The sequence below is a fragment of the Phormidium sp. CCY1219 genome (assembly GCF_055795085.1).
Genome location: NZ_JAYFEQ010000503.1, coordinates 16043 through 35518 on the forward strand (window position 1 = coordinate 16043; position 19476 = coordinate 35518).

15 protein-coding genes are annotated in these 19476 nt (G+C 49.4%); 13 read left to right on the forward strand and 2 right to left on the reverse strand.

Translation table 11 applies throughout. From position 1 onward, the window contains the following. Nucleotides 1–18 precede the first annotated feature (18 nt). Nucleotides 19–513: a Pvc16 family protein gene (locus AC0QH1_RS13190; protein ID WP_324631608.1), complete on the reverse strand. Its 495-nt coding sequence runs from the start codon at nt 511–513 to the stop codon at nt 19–21. Nucleotides 514–831: 318 nt separating this feature from the next. Between AC0QH1_RS13190 and AC0QH1_RS13195 the strand changes: the two genes are divergently transcribed. From AC0QH1_RS13195 to AC0QH1_RS13210, 4 genes are all read left to right on the forward strand, one after another. Further along, a complete protein-coding gene (locus AC0QH1_RS13195) occupies nt 832–1959 on the forward strand; it encodes a sensor histidine kinase (RefSeq protein WP_324631609.1) in 1128 nt (375 codons plus the stop codon). 190 nt (nt 1960–2149) lie between these two features. Beyond that, nucleotides 2150–2827: a response regulator transcription factor gene (locus AC0QH1_RS13200; protein ID WP_324631610.1), complete on the forward strand. Its 678-nt coding sequence runs from the start codon at nt 2150–2152 to the stop codon at nt 2825–2827. 37 nt (nt 2828–2864) lie between these two features. After that, the gene (locus tag AC0QH1_RS13205; protein ID WP_324631611.1) at nt 2865–3878 is read left to right on the forward strand and encodes a fused MFS/spermidine synthase; all 1014 of its coding nucleotides are present in this window, start codon (nt 2865–2867) and stop codon (nt 3876–3878) included. 129 nt (nt 3879–4007) lie between these two features. Continuing rightward, complete coding sequence (locus AC0QH1_RS13210; protein WP_324631612.1) at nt 4008–4169, forward strand: hypothetical protein; 162 nt, start codon at nt 4008–4010, stop codon at nt 4167–4169. A gap of 144 nt (nt 4170–4313) precedes the next feature. Here the strand turns inward: AC0QH1_RS13210 and AC0QH1_RS13215 are convergent, their stop codons facing one another. Next, nucleotides 4314–4706 (reverse strand): AbrB family transcriptional regulator, encoded by a 393-nt coding sequence (locus AC0QH1_RS13215; protein ID WP_324631613.1) that lies wholly within the window; start codon nt 4704–4706, stop codon nt 4314–4316. 1372 nt (nt 4707–6078) lie between these two features. On the opposite strand from AC0QH1_RS13215, the gene AC0QH1_RS13220 reads away from it, so the two are divergent. The 9 genes from AC0QH1_RS13220 to AC0QH1_RS13260 all read left to right on the forward strand — a co-directional run bounded on the left by AC0QH1_RS13220 (nt 6079) and on the right by AC0QH1_RS13260 (nt 19204). Then, a complete protein-coding gene (locus tag AC0QH1_RS13220) occupies nt 6079–7413 on the forward strand; it encodes a Pvc16 family protein (RefSeq protein WP_324631614.1) in 1335 nt (444 codons plus the stop codon). A gap of 31 nt (nt 7414–7444) precedes the next feature. Continuing rightward, nucleotides 7445–7669 (forward strand): hypothetical protein, encoded by a 225-nt coding sequence (locus AC0QH1_RS13225; RefSeq protein WP_324631615.1) that lies wholly within the window; start codon nt 7445–7447, stop codon nt 7667–7669. Nucleotides 7670–7674: 5 nt separating this feature from the next. After that, complete coding sequence (locus tag AC0QH1_RS13230; RefSeq protein WP_324631616.1) at nt 7675–9666, forward strand: ATP-binding protein; 1992 nt, start codon at nt 7675–7677, stop codon at nt 9664–9666. A 158-nt stretch (nt 9667–9824) separates the two neighbouring features. After that, complete coding sequence (locus AC0QH1_RS13235; protein ID WP_324631617.1) at nt 9825–12926, forward strand: eCIS core domain-containing protein; 3102 nt, start codon at nt 9825–9827, stop codon at nt 12924–12926. Nucleotides 12927–13109: 183 nt separating this feature from the next. Beyond that, on the forward strand, nt 13110–14024 hold the full coding sequence (locus tag AC0QH1_RS13240; protein WP_324631619.1) for a YbjN domain-containing protein: 915 nt from the start codon (nt 13110–13112) through the stop codon (nt 14022–14024). A gap of 327 nt (nt 14025–14351) precedes the next feature. Continuing rightward, nucleotides 14352–16646, forward strand: a complete 2295-nt coding sequence (locus AC0QH1_RS13245; RefSeq protein WP_324631620.1) for a hypothetical protein — start codon at nt 14352–14354, stop codon at nt 16644–16646. 158 nt (nt 16647–16804) lie between these two features. After that, a complete protein-coding gene (locus tag AC0QH1_RS13250) occupies nt 16805–18193 on the forward strand; it encodes an alpha/beta hydrolase family protein (protein WP_324631621.1) in 1389 nt (462 codons plus the stop codon). A gap of 18 nt (nt 18194–18211) precedes the next feature. Further along, a complete protein-coding gene (locus tag AC0QH1_RS13255; RefSeq protein ID WP_324631622.1) occupies nt 18212–18694 on the forward strand; it encodes a hypothetical protein in 483 nt (160 codons plus the stop codon). Nucleotides 18695–18712: 18 nt separating this feature from the next. Next, nucleotides 18713–19204: a hypothetical protein gene (locus tag AC0QH1_RS13260; RefSeq protein WP_324631623.1), complete on the forward strand. Its 492-nt coding sequence runs from the start codon at nt 18713–18715 to the stop codon at nt 19202–19204. Nucleotides 19205–19476 lie beyond the last annotated feature (272 nt).

Below are 19476 nucleotides of genomic sequence, written 5' to 3' on the forward strand. Positions count from 1 at the left end.
GGGCCACTTGCAGTGGCTTTAGGGGGTTGATGTGAATGACGTGCTGTTGCCGATCGCTGCTTGCTTTTCTACCGCGATCGGCACGCTGACGGTGACATACAACCCCGGACGCAGGGGCACCCCTAATGCCCTCCAAAGCGCTGCTTTGTCGCTGAGATCCACTACAGAAATTTTCATGGGTAAGGCTCCTTTTCTGCGAAGGGCCGGATCCAGTTGCGCTTCGGGCAGAAAAGGATGCGGAAGTAGCAGGGTCAATGCTTCTGACAGCAGACGCTGCTCTCCTAGGGCGGTGTAATCCCACGCTGTGAGCACAAATGACAGGTCATACCAAATGACGATCGCACCGTCTGTCTGGGATTGAGACTGCTGCAGTTCAGCGTTCTCTCGAACGTCGTAGCAGTAGAGGTTCAGCCTCGGACCTCTACCTTCTGCACTGGGACGATCGAAGTCAATTGCATCCATTGCGATTAGGGATGTCCCGCCTGCGAGAATTTCTGCTAAGGTCTGAGCCACCGCAGGGATCATAGGAGGGAGTGATTAGGCTGTACAGTTTATAGATTAGTCAGTCTTGATGCGGCTGGTTATTAGACTTTGGTCGAAATTTTAAAATTTGTGTAGATTCTACTCTACTTTCCGATTCCGAGGTTATGGTGGATTTAATGTTACTTAAGTGAAGGGGAGAACCCTTCCTCCGCACCGCTTAGGCTAAAGAATAAGGGTATGCATCAATTGAATTTTCCAAAATCTCTGCCTTTTTCGGTGATTCCTCCTAGGGAAAAACCCTCCTCTGCTGGCATTTCATCCATCGCTCAACGACAAGTGGATCGATTGATGGCTCGACTTCCTTTGGTGGGGGCTTGGTTGGTTTACCGCGATCGCAAGAACCAGCACCGACACCATTTGAGTTCTGTTCGCTCAGAACTCCCGGCGTTTGACCCCGATTTCCGGTCTTTTCTGGAGTCGGAAAGTTGGCAAAGTGAATTAGAATCTCCTTATCCGTTTTCTTCCCCGGATTTTCAGTTGATTTACTTATTGCCTTTCCCGGGAGAAAAAAACTCGAAATCAATCTTTAATTCCACAAAGGTAATGGGACATTTGTCTCGGGGCAAGTCCTCTCTTCTAACTCGGGATTTGCCTGCAGCGTCTAACTGTTCCTCGAGGGCTGAAACCCTAAATGAGTATTTGCTCTTGTGGGCTTATGAAGAACTTTCTGCTATGGATCGCGAAGGGATTGGCCAACAAGTGGAATTGCTTGCCGATTACCTCGCACTGGCTTCAGAATCGGCTCGTCAGCGCGAAGAAATTCGCCTCCTCGAACAGGTGGTTCGCAAGGGAGAACATCAATTGCGACACTCTTTAGGTCTGATTGCTCTTTATGCCGAAACCCTTTATCGCCAATTACCGGGGGAGAAGTTACAAGCCCAGGCGAATGTGATTCGCGAAACGGTGGGTGAACTGAGCGATCGCTTGCGGGATATGATAAACTGCGGACAACAGGTTAAACTACAGGTGGCGGTGGATGATTTATGTCAGATTGTAAATGAGACCCTTCAGGTTTTAACCCCTCAGTTAAACCGCAAAAATCTTCGGATTCAGTACCCCAATCGGTCTGTAAATCTGGCGATTGACCGTTGGCAGATTAAGCAGGTTTTTGAAAATTTGCTCGGAAATGCCATTGAGTTTAGTCCGCCAGGAGAAACGATAGATTGCAATTGGCGCGTTTTTCACAATGAAGTGTTGGTGGAAATTCGCGATCGCGGTCCGGGTCTTTCTCCAGAAGATTTAAAGGGGGCTTTCGCTCCGTTTTATTCTCGGCGATCGGGGGGGACTGGCTTGGGTCTGACTATTGCTAAAAAAATTATCCTAGACCATCGCGGAAGCATTTGGGTGCAAAATCTCCCCGAGGGGGGGGCACAATTTTCCTTTACTCTGCCCCACAATTGTAGTTACTCTGAGTAACTACAATTGACAGGTTTCAAGAATGAAGGGATAAATTTAAGGTCGATAAAGATGTGTCATTGAGATAATGAGGATTAATCGAAATAAGCATTTGTTCGGCAATTTTTTCTCCCTCCAGAAAAGGCGCAGAGATTTGGATAGTTTGTTCGCGGTAAATGCAACGCCAATTGGTTAAATAAGGGGATTAATAATGGAAATTCAATTAGTTTCAATCGTCATCGTTGATGATGATTTGCGATTTCGGCAAGGGTTGCGAACGGTGCTTGACTTCTACAGCGATCGCGAGGAATTTCGATTCCAGATTGTGGGAGAAGCGGCTTCGGTAGAGCAAGCTTTAAAGGTTATCCGAGAACAACATCCGGCTTTAGTGTTATTAGATTTAGAATTGGGAAATAGTGATGGCATTGCGGCGTTAAATCGCTTGCAGGAACAAGGCTTTCAAGGGAAAGTGTTGATTTTGTCGGCTCATCACGAGGACGAAATAGTGTTTCGAGCAATGCAAGCGGGGGCGCGGGGATATCTATTTAAAGAGCGATTGGCGAAACAACTGTACGAGGCGATCGCAACAATTCTGAAGGATGAAATCTATTTAGCCCCAGAGGTGGCGACGGGATTTTTCCGCATCTTTCATTTCTATAAAGGCTATTCCTTATCCGGGTCTCCAACCATTCACCTTACCCAACGGGAACGCGAAGTGTTACAGTGGTTGGTCAAGGGAGCGTCGAATGAGGAAATCGCTGGCCATCTTTACGTGACGGTAGCCACTGTCAAAGCGCATTTGACGGCAATTTTTGAAAAATTAGGCGTTAAAAGTCGCACTCAGGCTATTGTCAAAGCGTTAAAAGGTGGGTTGGTTTCGAGTTCTTAATTGAGATGAGTTGGATGAGAAAACAGCCTGAATGGTGATGAATTCGATACAACATTGGCAAGCTGACAATCAATCGGCGCTCGATCGCCGATTGAGTTGGCTGCGAGAACAACCCTCGAAAACCCTGTTTTTTGAACCTTCCGGGGTGCATTTTATTTCGGTCAAAAAAATCGAAAATTTGGTGCAACTGGCGTTACTGGAACAAACCAGTTTATCCACGCAATTATTGCAATCCCAATTTGATTTAACCGATCCGCTGAATTTGTTATCTCCCTACACCCAAGCGATGATGCTCAGTTTGCTGTGGCATCCCACGCCGCAACGGATTTATCTGGCGGGGTTTGGGGGTGGGAGGATTCCGTTAGTGTTGCATCATTTCTTTCCCACCGCGAGGGTGGAATGTAGCGAAATCGATCCGACGTTAGTCGAGGTGGCCAAAAATTTTTTTGGGGTGGAACTCGACGATCGCCTGCAAGTTAGGATCCAAGATGGGAGATCGGATCTCGCCGCCCAAGAGACCACCTACGATATTATCGCCATCGATGTGGTCTTGGGAACCGGTTATATGCCCTATTCGTTGGCAACGCGAGAGTTTTACCAGTTGTGCAAAAGGCGGTTGTCTGCGTCGGGGGTGGTGACGGTGAATCTGTTGCAACCGGATCCGTTTTATGCGGATCGGGTGAAAACCCTGCAAGGGGTGTTTGACTGGGTGGGATTGGTTCCCCTGGCGGGGGGTAACGCGGTGGCGATCGCCACGGATGGGGAGGGTTTCTCTCCCGAGGAGATCCGCGATCGCGCCGAGTCCTTGCAAGCAAAACTGGGGTTTTCCTTTCCGTTATCCGAGCGATCGGGCGATTTTATCGCACCCCCGCAACTCCAGGAACATCTTCCGGAGTTATCTTCGGCGCAACTCCTGTGTGACGACTCGATTCCGGGGGGGTATTTCCAGTCGCTTCCGGCTTTTAATACGGTGTTTTCCCTAGTGGATCCAAAACTGCCCTGTCCCTGCGGTTCGGGTCGGTTGTTTGAACGCTGTCACGGGGGGGGATAACGCATTCCAATCGGCAACGCCCCGCGTTATGTTTTGTATAAAAAGCGCTTTTCCGAACCTCAAGCAGCGGAAAAGCGCTACCGCTTTTATGTATAAAACAGGGCAGCTAATACTCTATATTTATGTGTTGTGAGAAATACCTCTACCCCGCGTCACCGAGGCGATTTATCGCGTCTCTACCAGCGGGGGTGGGACGCCTTTCTAACCGGAAGGCATGAAAAACGGTATAACACTCCCTCCCACCAAGCAACCGCCGGACATTGGGAGACGACGCTAGAGGGCAATGGTTAGCGTCATTGCCCCGGTAAGGGGTAGGAAAGTCAGAGTTTCGCTGAACTTGGGTTAACTATTCTGACTCCTACCGCACGAGCGATCGCCATTGCGCGGCGATTGGCTTGTGGTTCCAGGGCGAAGGTTTCGCCCCGACCCCAATTTTTAAGCCGCTTCGGTGTCTTTTTCGTCTTCCTCGTCTTCGAGCTGAATCAGGTGAATGTGTTTGTAGCCCAACTTGATTTCAAATTCGTCTCCGGGCTTTAATCCCATTTCCTGAGTGTAGGTCGAACCGATGACGAGTTGGCCATTTTGGTGAACGCTGACCCGGTAGCTTGCTTCGCGTCCGCGACCGCCTTTTTTCGCTTCCGGATCGAGAGCGATGCCTCTTGCTTCGAGCAGTGCATCGTAAAATTCAGTCAGATTCACCCGGGTTTCGCCGGATTTTGTGGTGGTATAGTAACCGCAAGCTTTCGCTAACTCTCTTCGGGGTAAGTGGGAGAGTTCTTTCGCTTTCTTGAGCAGTGCTTTACCGCGACTGGGACTTGTTTCTGCCATGAGACTAAAACCTAACGACTTACTTCACGCTATTAAATATTAGCATAAAATAGAGCATATCATATTATTTCACCGCTGGTGATTTTGATGCGGATTTTTTTTCTATCGAATCGCCATCGGCGCAGGCTAACGCGGTGGGTTAAAAATCAGGGGTCGCCACCCTCCCTAAGCAGAAAAAATCCTTGGAGTAAGGCAATAAGCGCGATCGCCGCCCGAAGCGCTTCCGGGTGGCTTTTTCTTCCACTCGAAAAGCCGATCGCGCTGAAAAGGCAGTGCAGGTGGCGGGGGATGGGATAACCCGAAAAGCCCGAAAAACGCTCGTTAGTGAAAGGTTAGCGCCATCGCCGCGCAAATTTTCCGCCTAAAAAGTTTAACCTTTTAAAAGGAGTATCCTTTGCTGATGTAGATCGCCCGAGTCGCGCGATCGCAACGGTGACTTCTCCGGCTACTCCACCCCCATTATCTTACCATTCTCCGGTTTAACCCGCACAGGATTGGTTTGTCGGTTGCCGTTTTTGCGGGGGTGGTTGTGGGTTTGAAGCGGGTTGAATTCCTCGATGCTGGGCGACCGGTTGTGGGTTATTTTCCTCAACCGGTCAGGGTTTGGGTGGGGAAGTGGAGGGGAAACTTCCCTCGCCTTCCTCCCCCCCCACCTGCTGCTTTGTTACCAAAGTTACGCGGTTTTCTCTGATGCAAAAATCCCAGGAGTGGATATCTCCTACTCTCCGCAGTGGGATAGGTAAAAATGGCAATTGCCGAGGTTTGATTTCCCCGGTTTTCCTCGGTGGGGTTTCCCAAGGGCGATTTTTATCTTCAACGGCGATCGCGCCGGGAGGCGATTGGGGGGTCTGACCTCTTTTTCCGAGGGCATTGAACTGCAAACAATTTCTCCGAGTTTGCGCGCCAAAGTTTCGGCGTCGGCTTTCCCCGAAGGATAGCCAAAACCGCTCGGTTCTTGATTGTTTGTCCCGCCTACTGTGGGTTTGAAAATCTCTCTGCGCCACCTAGGGTTCGGAAGCGAAAACCACATTGCGAACCCAGACCGGCTTCGTTTTTGCGGGTTCCAGGTTGAGGCGATCGCGCTTCTGTGCTACAGCCATATATTACAGCCGTTTTTTATACTTACTCGCCTTAAGCGCCCGAGATGTGAGGGCGCGCGCGATCGGAGGACAGGGTACATCCTTACGGAAGCCCCCCGGACATCGAATCCCATCATCGGTTACGGGAACGGATTCTTTAAACTTTAGTTAAGATTTTTGCTGTTTGGCACCAATTCGGGGTAATCTGAAAGCAAAACCCAGCCCACCAATTTTCCCCGTCAGAAACGACAATACATTCGTACAGTTTTCCATCGCAATCGCGAATTCCAACCATGAGCAATCATCTGGCCATTGCTACCGTTACCGCTTGCTTGCAACGCATGTTGCAGGCATCAGTGCAACTCGACATTGATGGTGCCCGCGTCACCACCGCCCGCCCCAATAACCTGGGCGGTGGCACTCCCGAAAAAGGCATCAATATTTATCTGTATCAGACAACCCACAATCACATTTGGCAAAAAAATTCCGAAGTGCAAATGCGAAGAACCCGGGATATGGCCGTCAAAAAATCCCGGACCGCCTTAGACCTGCATTTTATGCTCAGTTTCTATGGCAATGAAGTTGAATTAGAACCGCAACGATTGTTGGGAAGTGCGGTAAAAACCCTCAGCGATCGCACCCTGCTCAAACGAGAAACCATTCAAGATACCCTCGCCGACTCCACCTTTAGTTATCTCAGCGAATCCAACCTCGGCGAACAAGTGGAAGAAATCAGTTTCCTCCCCTTAGACCTCTCCTTAGAAGACCTTTCCAAAGTGTGGTCGGTGTTTTTCCAAACCCCCTATACCCTTTCGATTGCCTATCGCGCCAGTGTGATAATGATAGAAGGAGAAGAACCCGCCACGCGACCCTTACCTTTGCGCGATCGCAGTATCGGCTCTTGGTCTTTGTTCAACCGCCCTTTAATCGAACAAGTCACCTCCACCGCAGGCAAATTTGCCCCGATTTTCTCCACCAGCACGCTGGTAATTCGCGGTAAAAACTTAAAGCGACATCAAACTAAAGTGCGAATTGGCGATTTAGAGGTTTCCCCGCAAAACATCAGCGAAACCGAACTGATTATCCCCCTAGAGCCTATTTCCGATAAAACCCTACAAGCAGGCGTACAAAGCTTGCAAGTCATTCATCCATCCCCAGAAAATCCCCCCACCGGAAACGGAAACCAACCCCCAATTCCAACCCACGGACAACCCACTCAACTGTTAACCCAACCCCGGGTATTTTCTCCCACTATCGAATCCAATGCGATTCCTTTTATTTTGCGACCGATTATTACTAAAGTCACCGTTTCCAAGCTAGAAGGGCGGGAAGAAGAACGGCGATCGGCGCAAATTAAAGTGCGGGTAAACTTAACTGTAGGCAAACATCAGCGCGTGGTATTGGCAATGAATGAAAAAGCCAGCCAAAATCCCGCCGCCTATCTCTTTGAAGCCTCATCCAGGCGACGAGACGGTACCTTAGTCACCATTCCGATTAAAAATGTCAAACCCGGAGAATATCTGGTTCGCTTGCAAGTGGATGGGGCAGAAAGTATGCTGGAAGTGGATTCCGACCCGAATAGTCCAAGCTACAATCGCTATATCAAACCGAAAATGGTGATTCGCTAGGTAAGAATTATTGTAATTGGCGGTTAACATAATGAACGAAGAAGAATTGAGACGAAAGCTAGATCGCGAGATTGATATCATCAGTATCAATCAACTCAATGACTTAGGAAATCGAGCGGTAGAATTGGGCTTAATTGTCGGACATGGCTATCGCGGCGGTCAATATGAAATTCTGCGTCAAGGGGAGGCGTTGATGATGACGCCACCAGAGGCGCAGAGTTATTTGGAAAACTTGCTTCGGGAATGTGGAGAATAATGAGAGTGAAGCAGATAGGAAAGAGCAACTGGTTGGGGGAAAACCAGGAATATTTGATAAATGAGATCGCCCGGATTCGGTTATGGTTGCAGCAGCGACTAGAGGCCCGAGGCGAAACCCAGGGCGTTCATCCGGAGTTCCGCAACCCGGACCTCACCTGGAATCACGACACCCCACCGGCCCTGGAATACCTTTGTCAAACCTTTGGGTTATCCGCCTTCGAGCGGGATTTGCTGCTCTTGTGTGCCGGAATGGAATTGGACGGCAGTTGGGCCACCCTTTGTGCGGCAGTACAGGGGGATCCGCAGCGCAACTATCCCACCTTTAGTCTCGCCCTGGATATTCTGCCGGCAGCCAATTGGGGAGCGCTGACGCCCACCAGTCCCCTGCGTCGGTGGCGACTGCTGGAAGTGGGAGGCGGAAATGCCCTCACCAGTGGGCCACTGCGAATTGAGGAGCGGGTGCTGCATTATTTGGTGGGGATAGACCATTTAGACGAACGGTTGTGCTCCACCGTGCAGGCGGTTGCGCCGCACCTGATGGATCCGGCGGGGTTGCCCCCCTCTCATTGCCAACTGGCACAGCAGGTGGCGGAGGTATTGACGAGCGAAGAGAGTGGGGGGTTTGCGATCGCCCAACTGTGTGGGAACGATGTGGCTAGCAAGCGATCGCTCGCCGCAGTCGCCTGTGGGTTCGTGGGATGGAACCTGCATGTCATGGCGGCTGATGCCATTCCCATCACCACCAACGAGATTGCAGAACTAATGCAATTGTGGGAACGAGAGGCCATTTTGAGCAACAGCGTCCTATTGCTCGACTGCGACGAGATAGATAGCAACGATGTGGCCCGAGAAAGCGCGGTGGCGCGGATTATCGAGAATTATCGCCAACCGCTGATTGTCACCAGTCGCGATCGCCGACATCCCCGCCAACGTCCCTTAGTCACCTTTGAAGTCACCCCACCCACCCCAGACGAACAGCGAATCCTCTGGCACAATGCCTTGGGAAGCATGAGCGCGAGTTTAAACGGTCACGTGGACCGGTTGGTGTCTCATTTTAGTTTGAGCGTCCCCGCCATTCGCGCCGCTTGCGTCAAGGTGAAGGGAAAGGCGAATGGAGGCGAAGGGGAGAGGGATTCGGTAGGCGATCGCCTGTGGTCCGCTTGCCGCATCCAGGCGCGATCGCGCATGGAAGACCTCGCCCAACGCATCGAATCCGCTTCCACCTGGGATGACCTGGTACTCCCAGACATCCAGCGCGACACCCTGGGCGAAATCGTCGCCCACGTGCGACAGCGCGCCAAAGTCTACGAAAAGTGGGGATTTGGCGGCGTCTTCGGGCGCGGGTTAGGCATCAGTGCCCTATTTGCCGGGGCCAGCGGAACCGGGAAAACAATGGCTGCCGATATTATTGCTCAACAGTTAGAACTGGATTTATATCGCATCGATTTGAGTTCGATTATTAGTAAATATATCGGCGAAACCGAGAAGAATCTGCGCCGGGTGTTCGATGCGGCGGAAGCTGGCGGGTCGATTCTGTTGTTTGATGAAGCGGATGCGTTATTCGGCAAGCGCTCTGAAGTGAAAGACTCCCACGATCGCCATGCCAATATCGAAGTGGCTTATCTGTTGCAGCGCATGGAAGCTTATCGCGGATTAGCGATTTTGACCACTAATTTGAAAAGTTCGTTGGACCAGGCATTTTTGCGGCGGATTCGCTTCGTGATTCAGTTTCCTTTTCCCGATGCCAGTCAGCGCGAAGAGATTTGGCGGCGGATTTTTCCCCGAGAAACGCCTACGGAGGGGTTGAATTATCGGAAATTGGCTAAGTTGAATGTGGCGGGGGGGAATATTCGCAATATTGCCTTGAATGCAGCGTTTATTGCGGCGGATGCTAATGAAGCGGTGATGATGAAGCATATTTTGGAGGCAGCAAAGAGCGAGTACATGAAGTTGGAACGACCTTTGACCGATACTGAGGTGAAAGGTTGGGTGTGAATCGGGAAAATTAGACTTTGGTCTAATAGGTGCGATCGCTGCTGATATGGGAAAGTAGGCTAGGGTGCGCGATAGGCACCATATCCCCATTGGCGATCGCGCTTTTGTGGGAAGATAGTAAGTAACAATCGAGTTAGCCAATTCGGCGAGGGGAAACGATGGCAACCAGACGGCATATTCAGAAGAAAAGACAATCGAATTTTAAATCGACTCCGGCGACGGGCATGTTTAAGTCGCGCTCTTTTGCCGAACCCACTACACCAGACGCCACGGTGCAGGCAAAGGTGGATTCGCAACCTCCAGGGGAAGCAGCAAGGGGCGATCGCCTGTCGCACATCGAAGTGTCTCCACCCTCTGCGATTCAACCCAAACTGGCGATCGGCGCACCGGGAGATAAGTACGAGCAAGAAGCCGATACCGTTGCCCGCAAGGTCGTCAAGCAAATTAGTGCCCCCACTCCCCCGGATCCTCCTCCAAATGGTGGGGATGGTTCCGTCCAGCGTCAAATGTTCTCGAAACCCTCGATTCGGAGGCTGACGGTACAACGCCGGGAAGCCATAGAAGGAGGAGAGGCTTCCTCCGATTTGGAACGCACCATCAGCCAAGCTAAAAGTAGCGGAGTCCCCTTGGCAGCCCCCATTCGCCGCCAAATGGAGGGGGCATTTGGGGCCGACTTTGGTGGGGTGCGGGTTCATACGAATAGTACGGCGGATACTCTCAATCGTTCCCTGAGTGCCCGTGCTTTTACTACGGGGAATAATATCTTTTTTAAAAAAGGGGAATACAATCCTCAGAGTTCCACAGGGAAAGAATTGCTTGCCCATGAATTAACCCATGTGGTGCAGCAGGGTGGTAGTAACCTGCAACGCCTTTCTTCCCAACAGGCGATCGCCACCCAAGCTGCTCCACAAATTAGCCGCAGTCCGGAGAACGTCATTCAACGGCTATTGTGGACTTCTGACCAATTTGATAAGGAAATCGCTGACAAAGTTAAAAGAACATTCTATACTCCAACGGTTTCAAAAATATCGCAACAAATTTTAGCTAAACTACGAAGTTATGAAACGGTTTATCTGAAAAAAGGCTCCTCGCTTTTCATGGTAAACAAATCACAAGTTGAAGAACAACGGATTAAAGAAATTAAAGAAATAGTCAGGCTTGTTGCGGCGGCTAGAGACGTATCGGACAACGCGGAAACCAAAACTAAATTTACCAACTTTGAGGAGTCTTTACTTCAAGAACTCAACGGACTTGAAGCTCGCAAGAAAGGCGATCGCGGTACGATTTCAACCCAGTACATAACCAACTATGCTGAATATCTTTATGAACAAGTTATCTATCCTCAAATTTTCTCCAAAATTTCCTACAAGCTGGGGTTGGGGAGAAGAGCCTGGCTACGCTCGTCCGACCTAAATGAATTCAGAAACTCCCTAAAGCAGGCTGCCCGAAGTCAAGCCTATGCCGATATAGATACAGTGGTGGAACAGGAATTAAACGCTGCTAAAAAGAATTCAACTGACGCTGCTAAGTCTTATTACGGAAAGCAGGCTAAAGTGGAAGCATACACCACCGCTAAAAGAGATGCTGTTGATGAGGTCATCAAAGACTTGGCGCGGGAAATTACCGAACAATTTGCGCCGAAGAAGAAGGTATTCAAGGAATTCTCTGACTCGCTCCAGCTTGTAGATCCCAACGATGTAATGTCTTCCGATAAAGAGAAAAAGATTCTCGATAAACAGGCAGAAGAAATAGTTAAGAAATATGTAGGAGTCACCAAAGGTAAAAGCGCGAGTCCGGCGATCGCTTACGCCCGAGAAATTGCTAAAGGAAGTTCAGTATATGCCTCAGAACAACGGGATGAGCTGGTTGATAAAGTAACTCAGGTTACTACGGAAAACAAGATTGGCCAAAAGGCTCTCCAGAAGGTTATTCAAGAAGATAGCCTAACAAAAGGCTTCTCTCGGCTTGCCAAACTGATTGACTTTGCTGTTCCCGATCCGGGAGATAGCTGTGAAGTAGATATCAGAATTCAAGTGCCGATTTATGGGGGTTCCTATTTTGTAACCCAAGTGAAGGGAAGCGCCGAAAAAGGGGATGAAGGGGAAGTAGAAACGGGTCTTGAAGTTTCTATGGGAGCCGGTTGGTCTGCTGTTGGAATTGGCATCGACCTTCAGTTTGGAGCTTTCTTTAATAGCAGCGCCAAAACCAGTGACCAAGCAATTGGCCTGATTTCCTATGGCTTCTATCGAAAGGTTCAACACATCGATGCATCTGCAGCCGCAAGGGTGTGGGGAGCCGGTGGTGAAAAAATAGATAAAGTGGAAGGCCAGAAAAACCTCGCAGAAAGCTGGGGGGCAATGATGGAAGAGTGGCTATTCTACGAGCGAGATGCCGCTGGCAATATTATCTATGAGGATGTTAACGGGCAAAAAGTGCCGAAAATTAATGAAGATGCTACCGTTGAAATTGGTTGGTTCGGCAAAGGAAGTGGCCGAGCCAAAGTAGGTGACAACGGCGGCGAATTCGAGGCACAAAGACTATCTGGAACGAAGTTTTCCGCCGAAACCCTCGGCAAAAATGCTCTAGGCAAGACGAGCAAAACACCAGAGCAAATGGCAAAACTGCTGAAGGGTCAACAACGAAGAACTGTGAAGCTGAAATTTGCTGCAGAACTAAAAGCACTTGATGAGACGGCGGGTGAAGTTGAAGTGTCTGTTGTGTCGGTTCCCAATCCACAGGGCGCGCCCGTTCCTTGGTCATCTCGAGTTCTCGAACTTGAGGTTGCATTAGCTAGTAAAATCAGTGCCAAAGTCAACGACTCTGCCATCTGGAAACGAATTGTGGCCGGCATTATTACCTCATTGAGTGCTGCAGCCAAAAAAGGTTGGGACTATTGCGCCTCTCAAGACCAGAAAAATCAGTCGTCCACAGCGAAAGACCTAGGAAGAGCAGAGACGGGGGGAATAGATTATGGGGCAATGTTGGCCTCGGCTTCACTAGCACCAGAAAAAGAAATAGAAGAGGAATTATCGCGCCTGGATAGCATTGATACTGGGTTTGAATTTAACCAAATCCTCGAGCTAGGCGCTACATACCAATTCGAGCGTAAAGATATCGGTCAAGAACTCGAACACAGTATTGAGTTGGCAGTGAAGCGAGGAAGAGAAATTGGGATGAACGTGGGTTGGAGTGAAGTAGGGGGGGTTAAATCTAAGATAGAGAGTAAAGTTACCCTTGTTAAATATCAGAAAAAATGGTAAACTCCATAAAATGTCAGGGCGGATATCCTATGGTACGCTCTATTCAGAGCTATCCGTCCCCGATGCGAGTGAAAAACTCCCAAACGGGCAAACCTTTGCAGGGTTTAATGTGAAAAAGTCTGTTGTTTGAATAGCTGATTATATCTGCCCTATCCAAAAGGTGTCGATCGCAAAGTTGAGCTGATGAAAGAAAAATATCGCACTGAGCAACCCCTTGTCTTTCATACCCTGCGGGGCGAACGATTAGCTAGCTCCCTGGGTTGTGTCGCCGTTGAAGAGGAGAACTCCGCTATCTCTGCTTATGAATTGGAAGTGAATGTTGATTACCCTACCTATCAAACAATCAAGCACCAAGGGCTGTTTAATTTGCTGGTAGACCAACTTTTGTTCGATTCCGATGGCTCTTTAGAAGAGCAAAATGTGACGATTAATTTGCGACTGAAGCCTAATTTACAGCAGGATTTACTCCAACAGGCTAGTACACCTGAAACGATTTCTGATTATCTCACTCAACTCGATGCTAATTCGGAACAGGGCTTTTTCTTGTCTACCGAAAGTTGGCTGGCAACTGAATTCACTCAAGTACAATCCCTGCCACCGGAGTTGGAGGGCGCTGGTGAGTTGAAAACTGGCTATCAAACTCTCTGGGCTAAACCAGATTACTTCAAACAGCAGCTTGCCTCTACGGCACCGATGTCCATGAGAGGAACAATTCTGCGGTACCTCGAAGACAATAACATTGCCTACGAACAAGTGAATAATGGTATCCTCCGATTTCAGTTTCGGGGAGAAAATGGAGAGTGGACGGGATTAATTAAAATTGATGAAGCGAACAACCAGTGTGCGGTGTATTCGGCGTTTCCCGATCTCATCCCTCAAGAATGGAGGAAAGCCTGTGCTGTTTTACTTGCCAATGCCAACTACGATTTGGACATCGGAAACTTTGAAATCGATTTAGAAGATGGCGATCTGCGCTATCGCGCTAGCCTCGCTCTCGGTGAAGATTCTCTGACCCCTTCTTTGTTCGAGCAGTTGTTAGTAGCTAACCTAGAAGTTATGGATAAATATTTACCGCAAATCAGGCGGATTATCAGTTAACATGCGGCATCGCCCCACTCAGAGAGACAATTCCTAGAGTTGCCTATTTGGGTTCTCTTGCTAAAAATACAACGATGACAGCAGGGTAGTTCGAGGTTAAAAGTCTGGCTATGAAAAGACGATCGCCTATAACTGCCCGCGAATTACAAATTGCCAATTGCCAATTGCATATATAGTATTTTCCCTGAAAACAACTATCCCGATGACAGGAAAGTTTGCGCCAGAAGGGAACTGGAGAAAACTTAGACCTTTGTCGGATAAGCGAAATGGCAGGGTTGTGAGAAAATACAAACCACAAGTGCAAATTGCCATCAGGGAGGTTTGAGTATGGCAGCCGGAAGACAATCCGAGAAAAAAGGGCGATCGCGCATTACCCCCACACCCGCGACCGGACTATTCCAGCCGCGTCCCTTTGCCGCGCCCACAGAACCGCAACCGGCCATGACTCCGGAGGTACAGACCCTAGCCTCACCCACTGCCCTCGGCAGCGATCGCCTGTCGCGCATCGAAGTGTCTCCACCCTCTGCGATTCAACCCAAACTGGCGATCGGCGCACCCGGAGATAAATACGAACGCGAAGCCGATCGCCTTGCCCAACAAGTGGTTGAGCACATAAACAGCCCCACACCCCCGGAACCCAATCCCGGGAATGGCTCCCTACAGCGTCAAACCAATTCTCAACCCTCGATCGCGAAACTGACAGCGCAACCCCCGCAAACCACAGCAACAGGAGAGACTTCCTCTCATGCGGCGAGTTCTCGCGCCTTTCCCACACGCAAGAGTATCTTTTTGAAATCAGAACAATCTCATGCCAGTGATTCCAGTGGGATGAGATTGCAGACTCGCAAACCGACTCCGATGGTGCAGCAAAGCAGTCCCGCGATCGTTCAAACTAAACTCACCCGAGACCAAATCAAACATGCAAACCGAATTCGGAAAGTCCGAGGGTTCGCACTTCTACCTCTGGACGAACAACCCCAACAAGTCAACCCTCCGGACGAACAACCCCAACAAGTTAACGATCCACAACCACATAACGCCCCGCAATCTGATGCCAGACGGGAAGGTTCTCAATTCCAAGTGGCCTCAGATTATTCCTGGATTCGCAGCATTCTCAAACAATTTAAAAGCTGGGATAACGTTAAAGCACAATTTGGCAGCGATCGCGACACCATGTGGCAATTCTTCGACTTCCGCCAATGGTATGTAGATTCGTTAATTAGCGTCCTGCGCGATACCTATCCCGGTTTAATCGCTAAATCCGTCGGCAGTCAAGACCCCACCTCCGACTATGACATCACCATTTGTACTCCCCAGTCAGGCAATGATGTGGAAGCCATCCAATGGTTTAACGCCCAAGTTCGGAAAGAATTTGGAGTAGAACCGGGCACTTTATTCGATACGAACTTGTATGCGAAAGATTATCTTAAGGTCAAAGAAAACGTCGATCCGTCGGGTGAAAACCAGCCTAACGCCGATACGGATCTCGACCAACCCACTGGCGGATTTGGCATCATGGGCAGCCTCTCCCAAGATGTGGCAGCTTTAGTCAAACAACGCCGCTATATGAAGCCTGTAGAATGGGAACGCTATGTGGATGAGGTGGTTGACAGCATCAGCGACCCACAAGAGAAACAAATCATTCTCAAGCAATATGAAGAAGCCGATGCAATTTATCAGCTTTCGGCTTATGAATTGCTCCAGGAAATTGAAAATAGCGTCAACCCAGAACAACAGCAAAATATCTACGCGCATATAACCCTAGGACCGGAAGAAGAACAAGTTCTAGAGGAGGTGGAAAATCCCAACCTCAGAAATGAAATCCGCCAACAACTGCTCGGGGCAGAAAGACTACAATATTTCACGGAAACCGAATCGGATTTAGTTCTGCAAAAGAGCAATAAACTGTACTTGGAACGGATGACAAAAGTACGTCACCTGCAAGCCACCATTCAAGCATTGGGTGACGGAGATCCAGAACGGGTAGAAACGCTCAAAGCTCAAGTCAAACAAATTTTAGGCGAGGCTTGCTTCTTCGCCGCAGAAGCCTATCATAGTGAAGGCGCAGTCAAACACATTGTGGCGGGAGTTCAAGGCGCTAAAAATCCAGAGCAAAAAGACGCAATTATGCAATCTCTTGCGCCCGAACACTTTTTGCAATCCTTTAACGAGCAACTGGGAGATTTTCTTAAGGATTTTCATCATTATGGCGGAGAGCATCCCGATGAAAACCATCCGCCTGGGAAGTTGTTCTATCGCGCATCTAAGTATTTGCATCGCTTGTTTTTAGCGGTAGAAGAGTTGCGTCAGTATAAGTTTAACGATTTAGAACGATTGGAAATTGAAACGCAGCGAGGAAACGTAGAGCAGATTGGCAATCGAATTAAGAATGAGTTGGTGGCGATTCGGAAAGGCGATCGCACCTTTGAAACTGAAGCCGACAAAAATCAAGCGGCTGTGGAGGCAATGCAAAACATTCTCGGGGTGAGCGAACCATTGGAGCTGAAACAGAAGATTTTAAAAATGGCACAAGAGTTTAATGCTAAGGTTCGCAATCGAATCACTCAAAGTTTAAGCCTGGACACCCAAACGTCTAGAAATTATTTCCAACATATCGAGTAGCGGCGATTGGAGAAACTGGAGGCGATATCCCCCGCAACCCGAGCGCCAATTGCTGAGTTCCAGGGGGAAAAGCGATCGCGCCCTAACTTTAGACTTTCGTCGAATAGACAAGATCGCATTCTTGTGGGAAAATCAGCCATTGATGACGAGACTAAATTATGGGAACCGAACAGCACCTTCAGCCAAAAGGACGCTCGAAGCCTACAGCGACAAGTGCCACTCGGATGTTCCAAGTCCGGCCCTTTGCCGAACCCGCTAACGTGGAATCCACGATCGCACCAGAACTTCAAACCAAAGCAAAATCGGGGGAAAACAGCGATCGCCTCTCCCGCATCGAGATTTCTCAACCTTCTGCGATTCAACCCAAACTCACCATCGGCGGGGGGGCAACCAGCCGCCAATCACTCAGCGATCGCCTCGCCGAAACAGGCGATCGCCCCTCCATCCAACGCGATACCGACGACTCCCCCCAACCCGAAATCGCCTCCGAAGATATCGAATACGAAATCATCGCTCACAGTTTCGCCTACAAAGGCGAACAACTCCCAGCAGCAGCAGGAGATTGGCTCTCCAGCCGAGGTTACGAACGCAATTGGGCGCTCACCATTAAGGGGGAAGGTTTTTTTATGGGACTGTTAATGCCACTCCCCGAATCTGGCAGAACCCCTATCCTCGCCTTTAAAGGCACTTCCCCTGACGAATCAGCAGATGTCCTCGCCGACCTCGATCCAGTCGCCATCGGGTTCACCGCCTTCAAACTCCAACAGAAAAAAGTCGCCGATGCGATCGCCTTAGCAGGGGGCAAAGTGGATGTGGTGGGTCACAGTCTCGGGGGTGCCCTCGCTCAACATGCCGCCTCTGCTTTCCCCCCTCAAGTTCGTCGCGTCGTCACCTTTCAGGCTCCTGCTATCAATCGCATCCAATCCTATATGTTTGGCCGCTTAGATGAAACTCAGCGCCCCGAGGTCCGACATCATATCGCCACTGGGGATATCGTAGACCTGGCAGGAGGCAAGCATTTGGCCGGAGAAGTGTTATTGCATCACGTCGGTGGCAGTCCGCTCTCTCATATTAAATATTTACTCAATAGCGATGCCTTTAAAGAACAGCGCGAAGCCCTAGGTTTGACGGATGAGATGTTAGAAGAATTAGATATTGCCGAAGCCAAAGCCAAGCATAGCGGCAAAGTAGAAGAATTTGAAGAATATCCCTATTGGTTCCGACAACTGTTAACAGAATGGGGCGGAAGAGGCTCATTGGGCTTGATACCCGGTGCATTCCTGGCGGGTTATCGCGGCGGGAAAAAGTTAGGCAGTGGGATGATAAGTGCAGGGTCTTATCTGGGAGATAAAATCGTTGAAGGGGGTTCTTATCTGGGAGATAAAATCGTTGAAGGGGGTTCTTATCTGGGGGATAAAATCGTTGAAGGGGGTTCTTATGTGGGGGATAAAATTGTTGAAGGGGGTTCTTATGTGGGGGATAAAATTAGCAGTGGCGCATCGAGCATTTATGAAAAAACTCGCGATTTTTTCAGAAGAAAATTTTAGCTTAACTACAGGGATATCGTGCTGAATTTTAATCCCAGCACCAAACATTATTATAGTCCGGAAATCGGGGTATCCATCGAACTTCCAACAAATTGGCAAGAATGCGATCGCTATTCGCAAGGGGTTATGTATGGATGTCAAAATGGCGATCGCTATCCCCCCAAACTGCTCGTTCAAATCGTTCCCCTCCCTCCATCTATCTCCCGGGAAGCTGGTTCTCCCAATCGATACGACACCTTAGCAAAGAAACTGCTAAAATTGCAACCGCCTTCCCGACCCATCCGCGATCGCCAATACCTGGAAATCGATTCCTGTCGTGCCAGAATAGATACCGTTACCTTTGACGATCCGGAATTTCATGTCAGCGTCACCCACTATCAAGTTTGCATCCAACGGGATAACCTGTTGTTGTATGGCGTCATAGGAATGGTCGAGACGCGATCGGCATCTACCTACCTCCCTATTTTTGCCGCCGCTACCCAGTCCATTCGATTTATCTAATCTCGTGAAGGGCAATCCATGAGTAACCCCCCCACAATGAAAAGCTATTTTAACCAATCCTTGGGCGTATCTATTTTAATGCCCGAATCCTGGGAAGTACAGCAACTCCAACCGAACCAATTTCAAATTATCGCACCCGCCGTCTCCCAATTTGACGGATATTGTCCGCAAATCAGCTATACCCGCAAAATTCCTCAAATCAATTCTCCCCACTGGTTTGAGGAGACAATTCGCAAGTCGGAAGCTACCCAACGACAAGTCTATCCCGACTATCATCCCCTCAAAGAAGAGCGGTTTTGGGTGGGAGAGCATCGCGCCTATCTGCGACAGGTTCAATGGTGCTATGAAGGCACGGATATTTATCTGGTTAATTTCCAAGGGTTAATCTTGGCCGAAGAAATTGCCGCTTATATTATTAAAGCCGAAACTTTGAAAGAATTCGCAGAAACAGACATGCCAATATTTGAGGCGATCGCAAAATCGACTCGCATTATCCCACCGCAGAACTAACTCTGCCGCGCGCTCTACGTCGGTGGCATCCCTAACCGAAAATACCCGATAAGCAATCGAGTGGCACTTTGATGAAATGACTCTGATTCGCGATCGCCTATTCCAACTCCACCGGGGCAAACGTCTCGATCCAAACCTTCGCCCCGCAAGATAGGGGCGAAAGTTTGGATCGAGACGCTTTCCTCCGTGGAGTTACTGAGCGGTTAAGCCACATCCGACTGAAATAGGTTGGAAAAATAACTCGGGACGAGCAGCTTCTTGGCAGGCAATGG

Excerpts from the sequence above, each read along its gene's own strand:
- AC0QH1_RS13195 (WP_324631609.1), top strand. The coding sequence starts at position 832 with ATGGCTCGACTTCCTTTGGTGGGGGCTTGGTTGGTTTACCGCGATCGC.
- AC0QH1_RS13200 (WP_324631610.1), top strand. The coding sequence starts at position 2,150 with ATGGAAATTCAATTAGTTTCAATCGTCATCGTTGATGATGATTTGCGA.
- AC0QH1_RS13205 (WP_324631611.1), top strand. The coding sequence starts at position 2,865 with ATGAATTCGATACAACATTGGCAAGCTGACAATCAATCGGCGCTCGAT.
- AC0QH1_RS13215 (WP_324631613.1), bottom strand. The coding sequence starts at position 4,706 with ATGGCAGAAACAAGTCCCAGTCGCGGTAAAGCACTGCTCAAGAAAGCG.
- AC0QH1_RS13220 (WP_324631614.1), top strand. The coding sequence starts at position 6,079 with ATGAGCAATCATCTGGCCATTGCTACCGTTACCGCTTGCTTGCAACGC.
- AC0QH1_RS13225 (WP_324631615.1), top strand. The coding sequence starts at position 7,445 with ATGAACGAAGAAGAATTGAGACGAAAGCTAGATCGCGAGATTGATATC.
- AC0QH1_RS13235 (WP_324631617.1), top strand. The coding sequence starts at position 9,825 with ATGGCAACCAGACGGCATATTCAGAAGAAAAGACAATCGAATTTTAAA.
- AC0QH1_RS13240 (WP_324631619.1), top strand. The coding sequence starts at position 13,110 with ATGAAAGAAAAATATCGCACTGAGCAACCCCTTGTCTTTCATACCCTG.
- AC0QH1_RS13245 (WP_324631620.1), top strand. The coding sequence starts at position 14,352 with ATGGCAGCCGGAAGACAATCCGAGAAAAAAGGGCGATCGCGCATTACC.
- AC0QH1_RS13250 (WP_324631621.1), top strand. The coding sequence starts at position 16,805 with ATGGGAACCGAACAGCACCTTCAGCCAAAAGGACGCTCGAAGCCTACA.
- AC0QH1_RS13260 (WP_324631623.1), top strand. The coding sequence starts at position 18,713 with ATGAGTAACCCCCCCACAATGAAAAGCTATTTTAACCAATCCTTGGGC.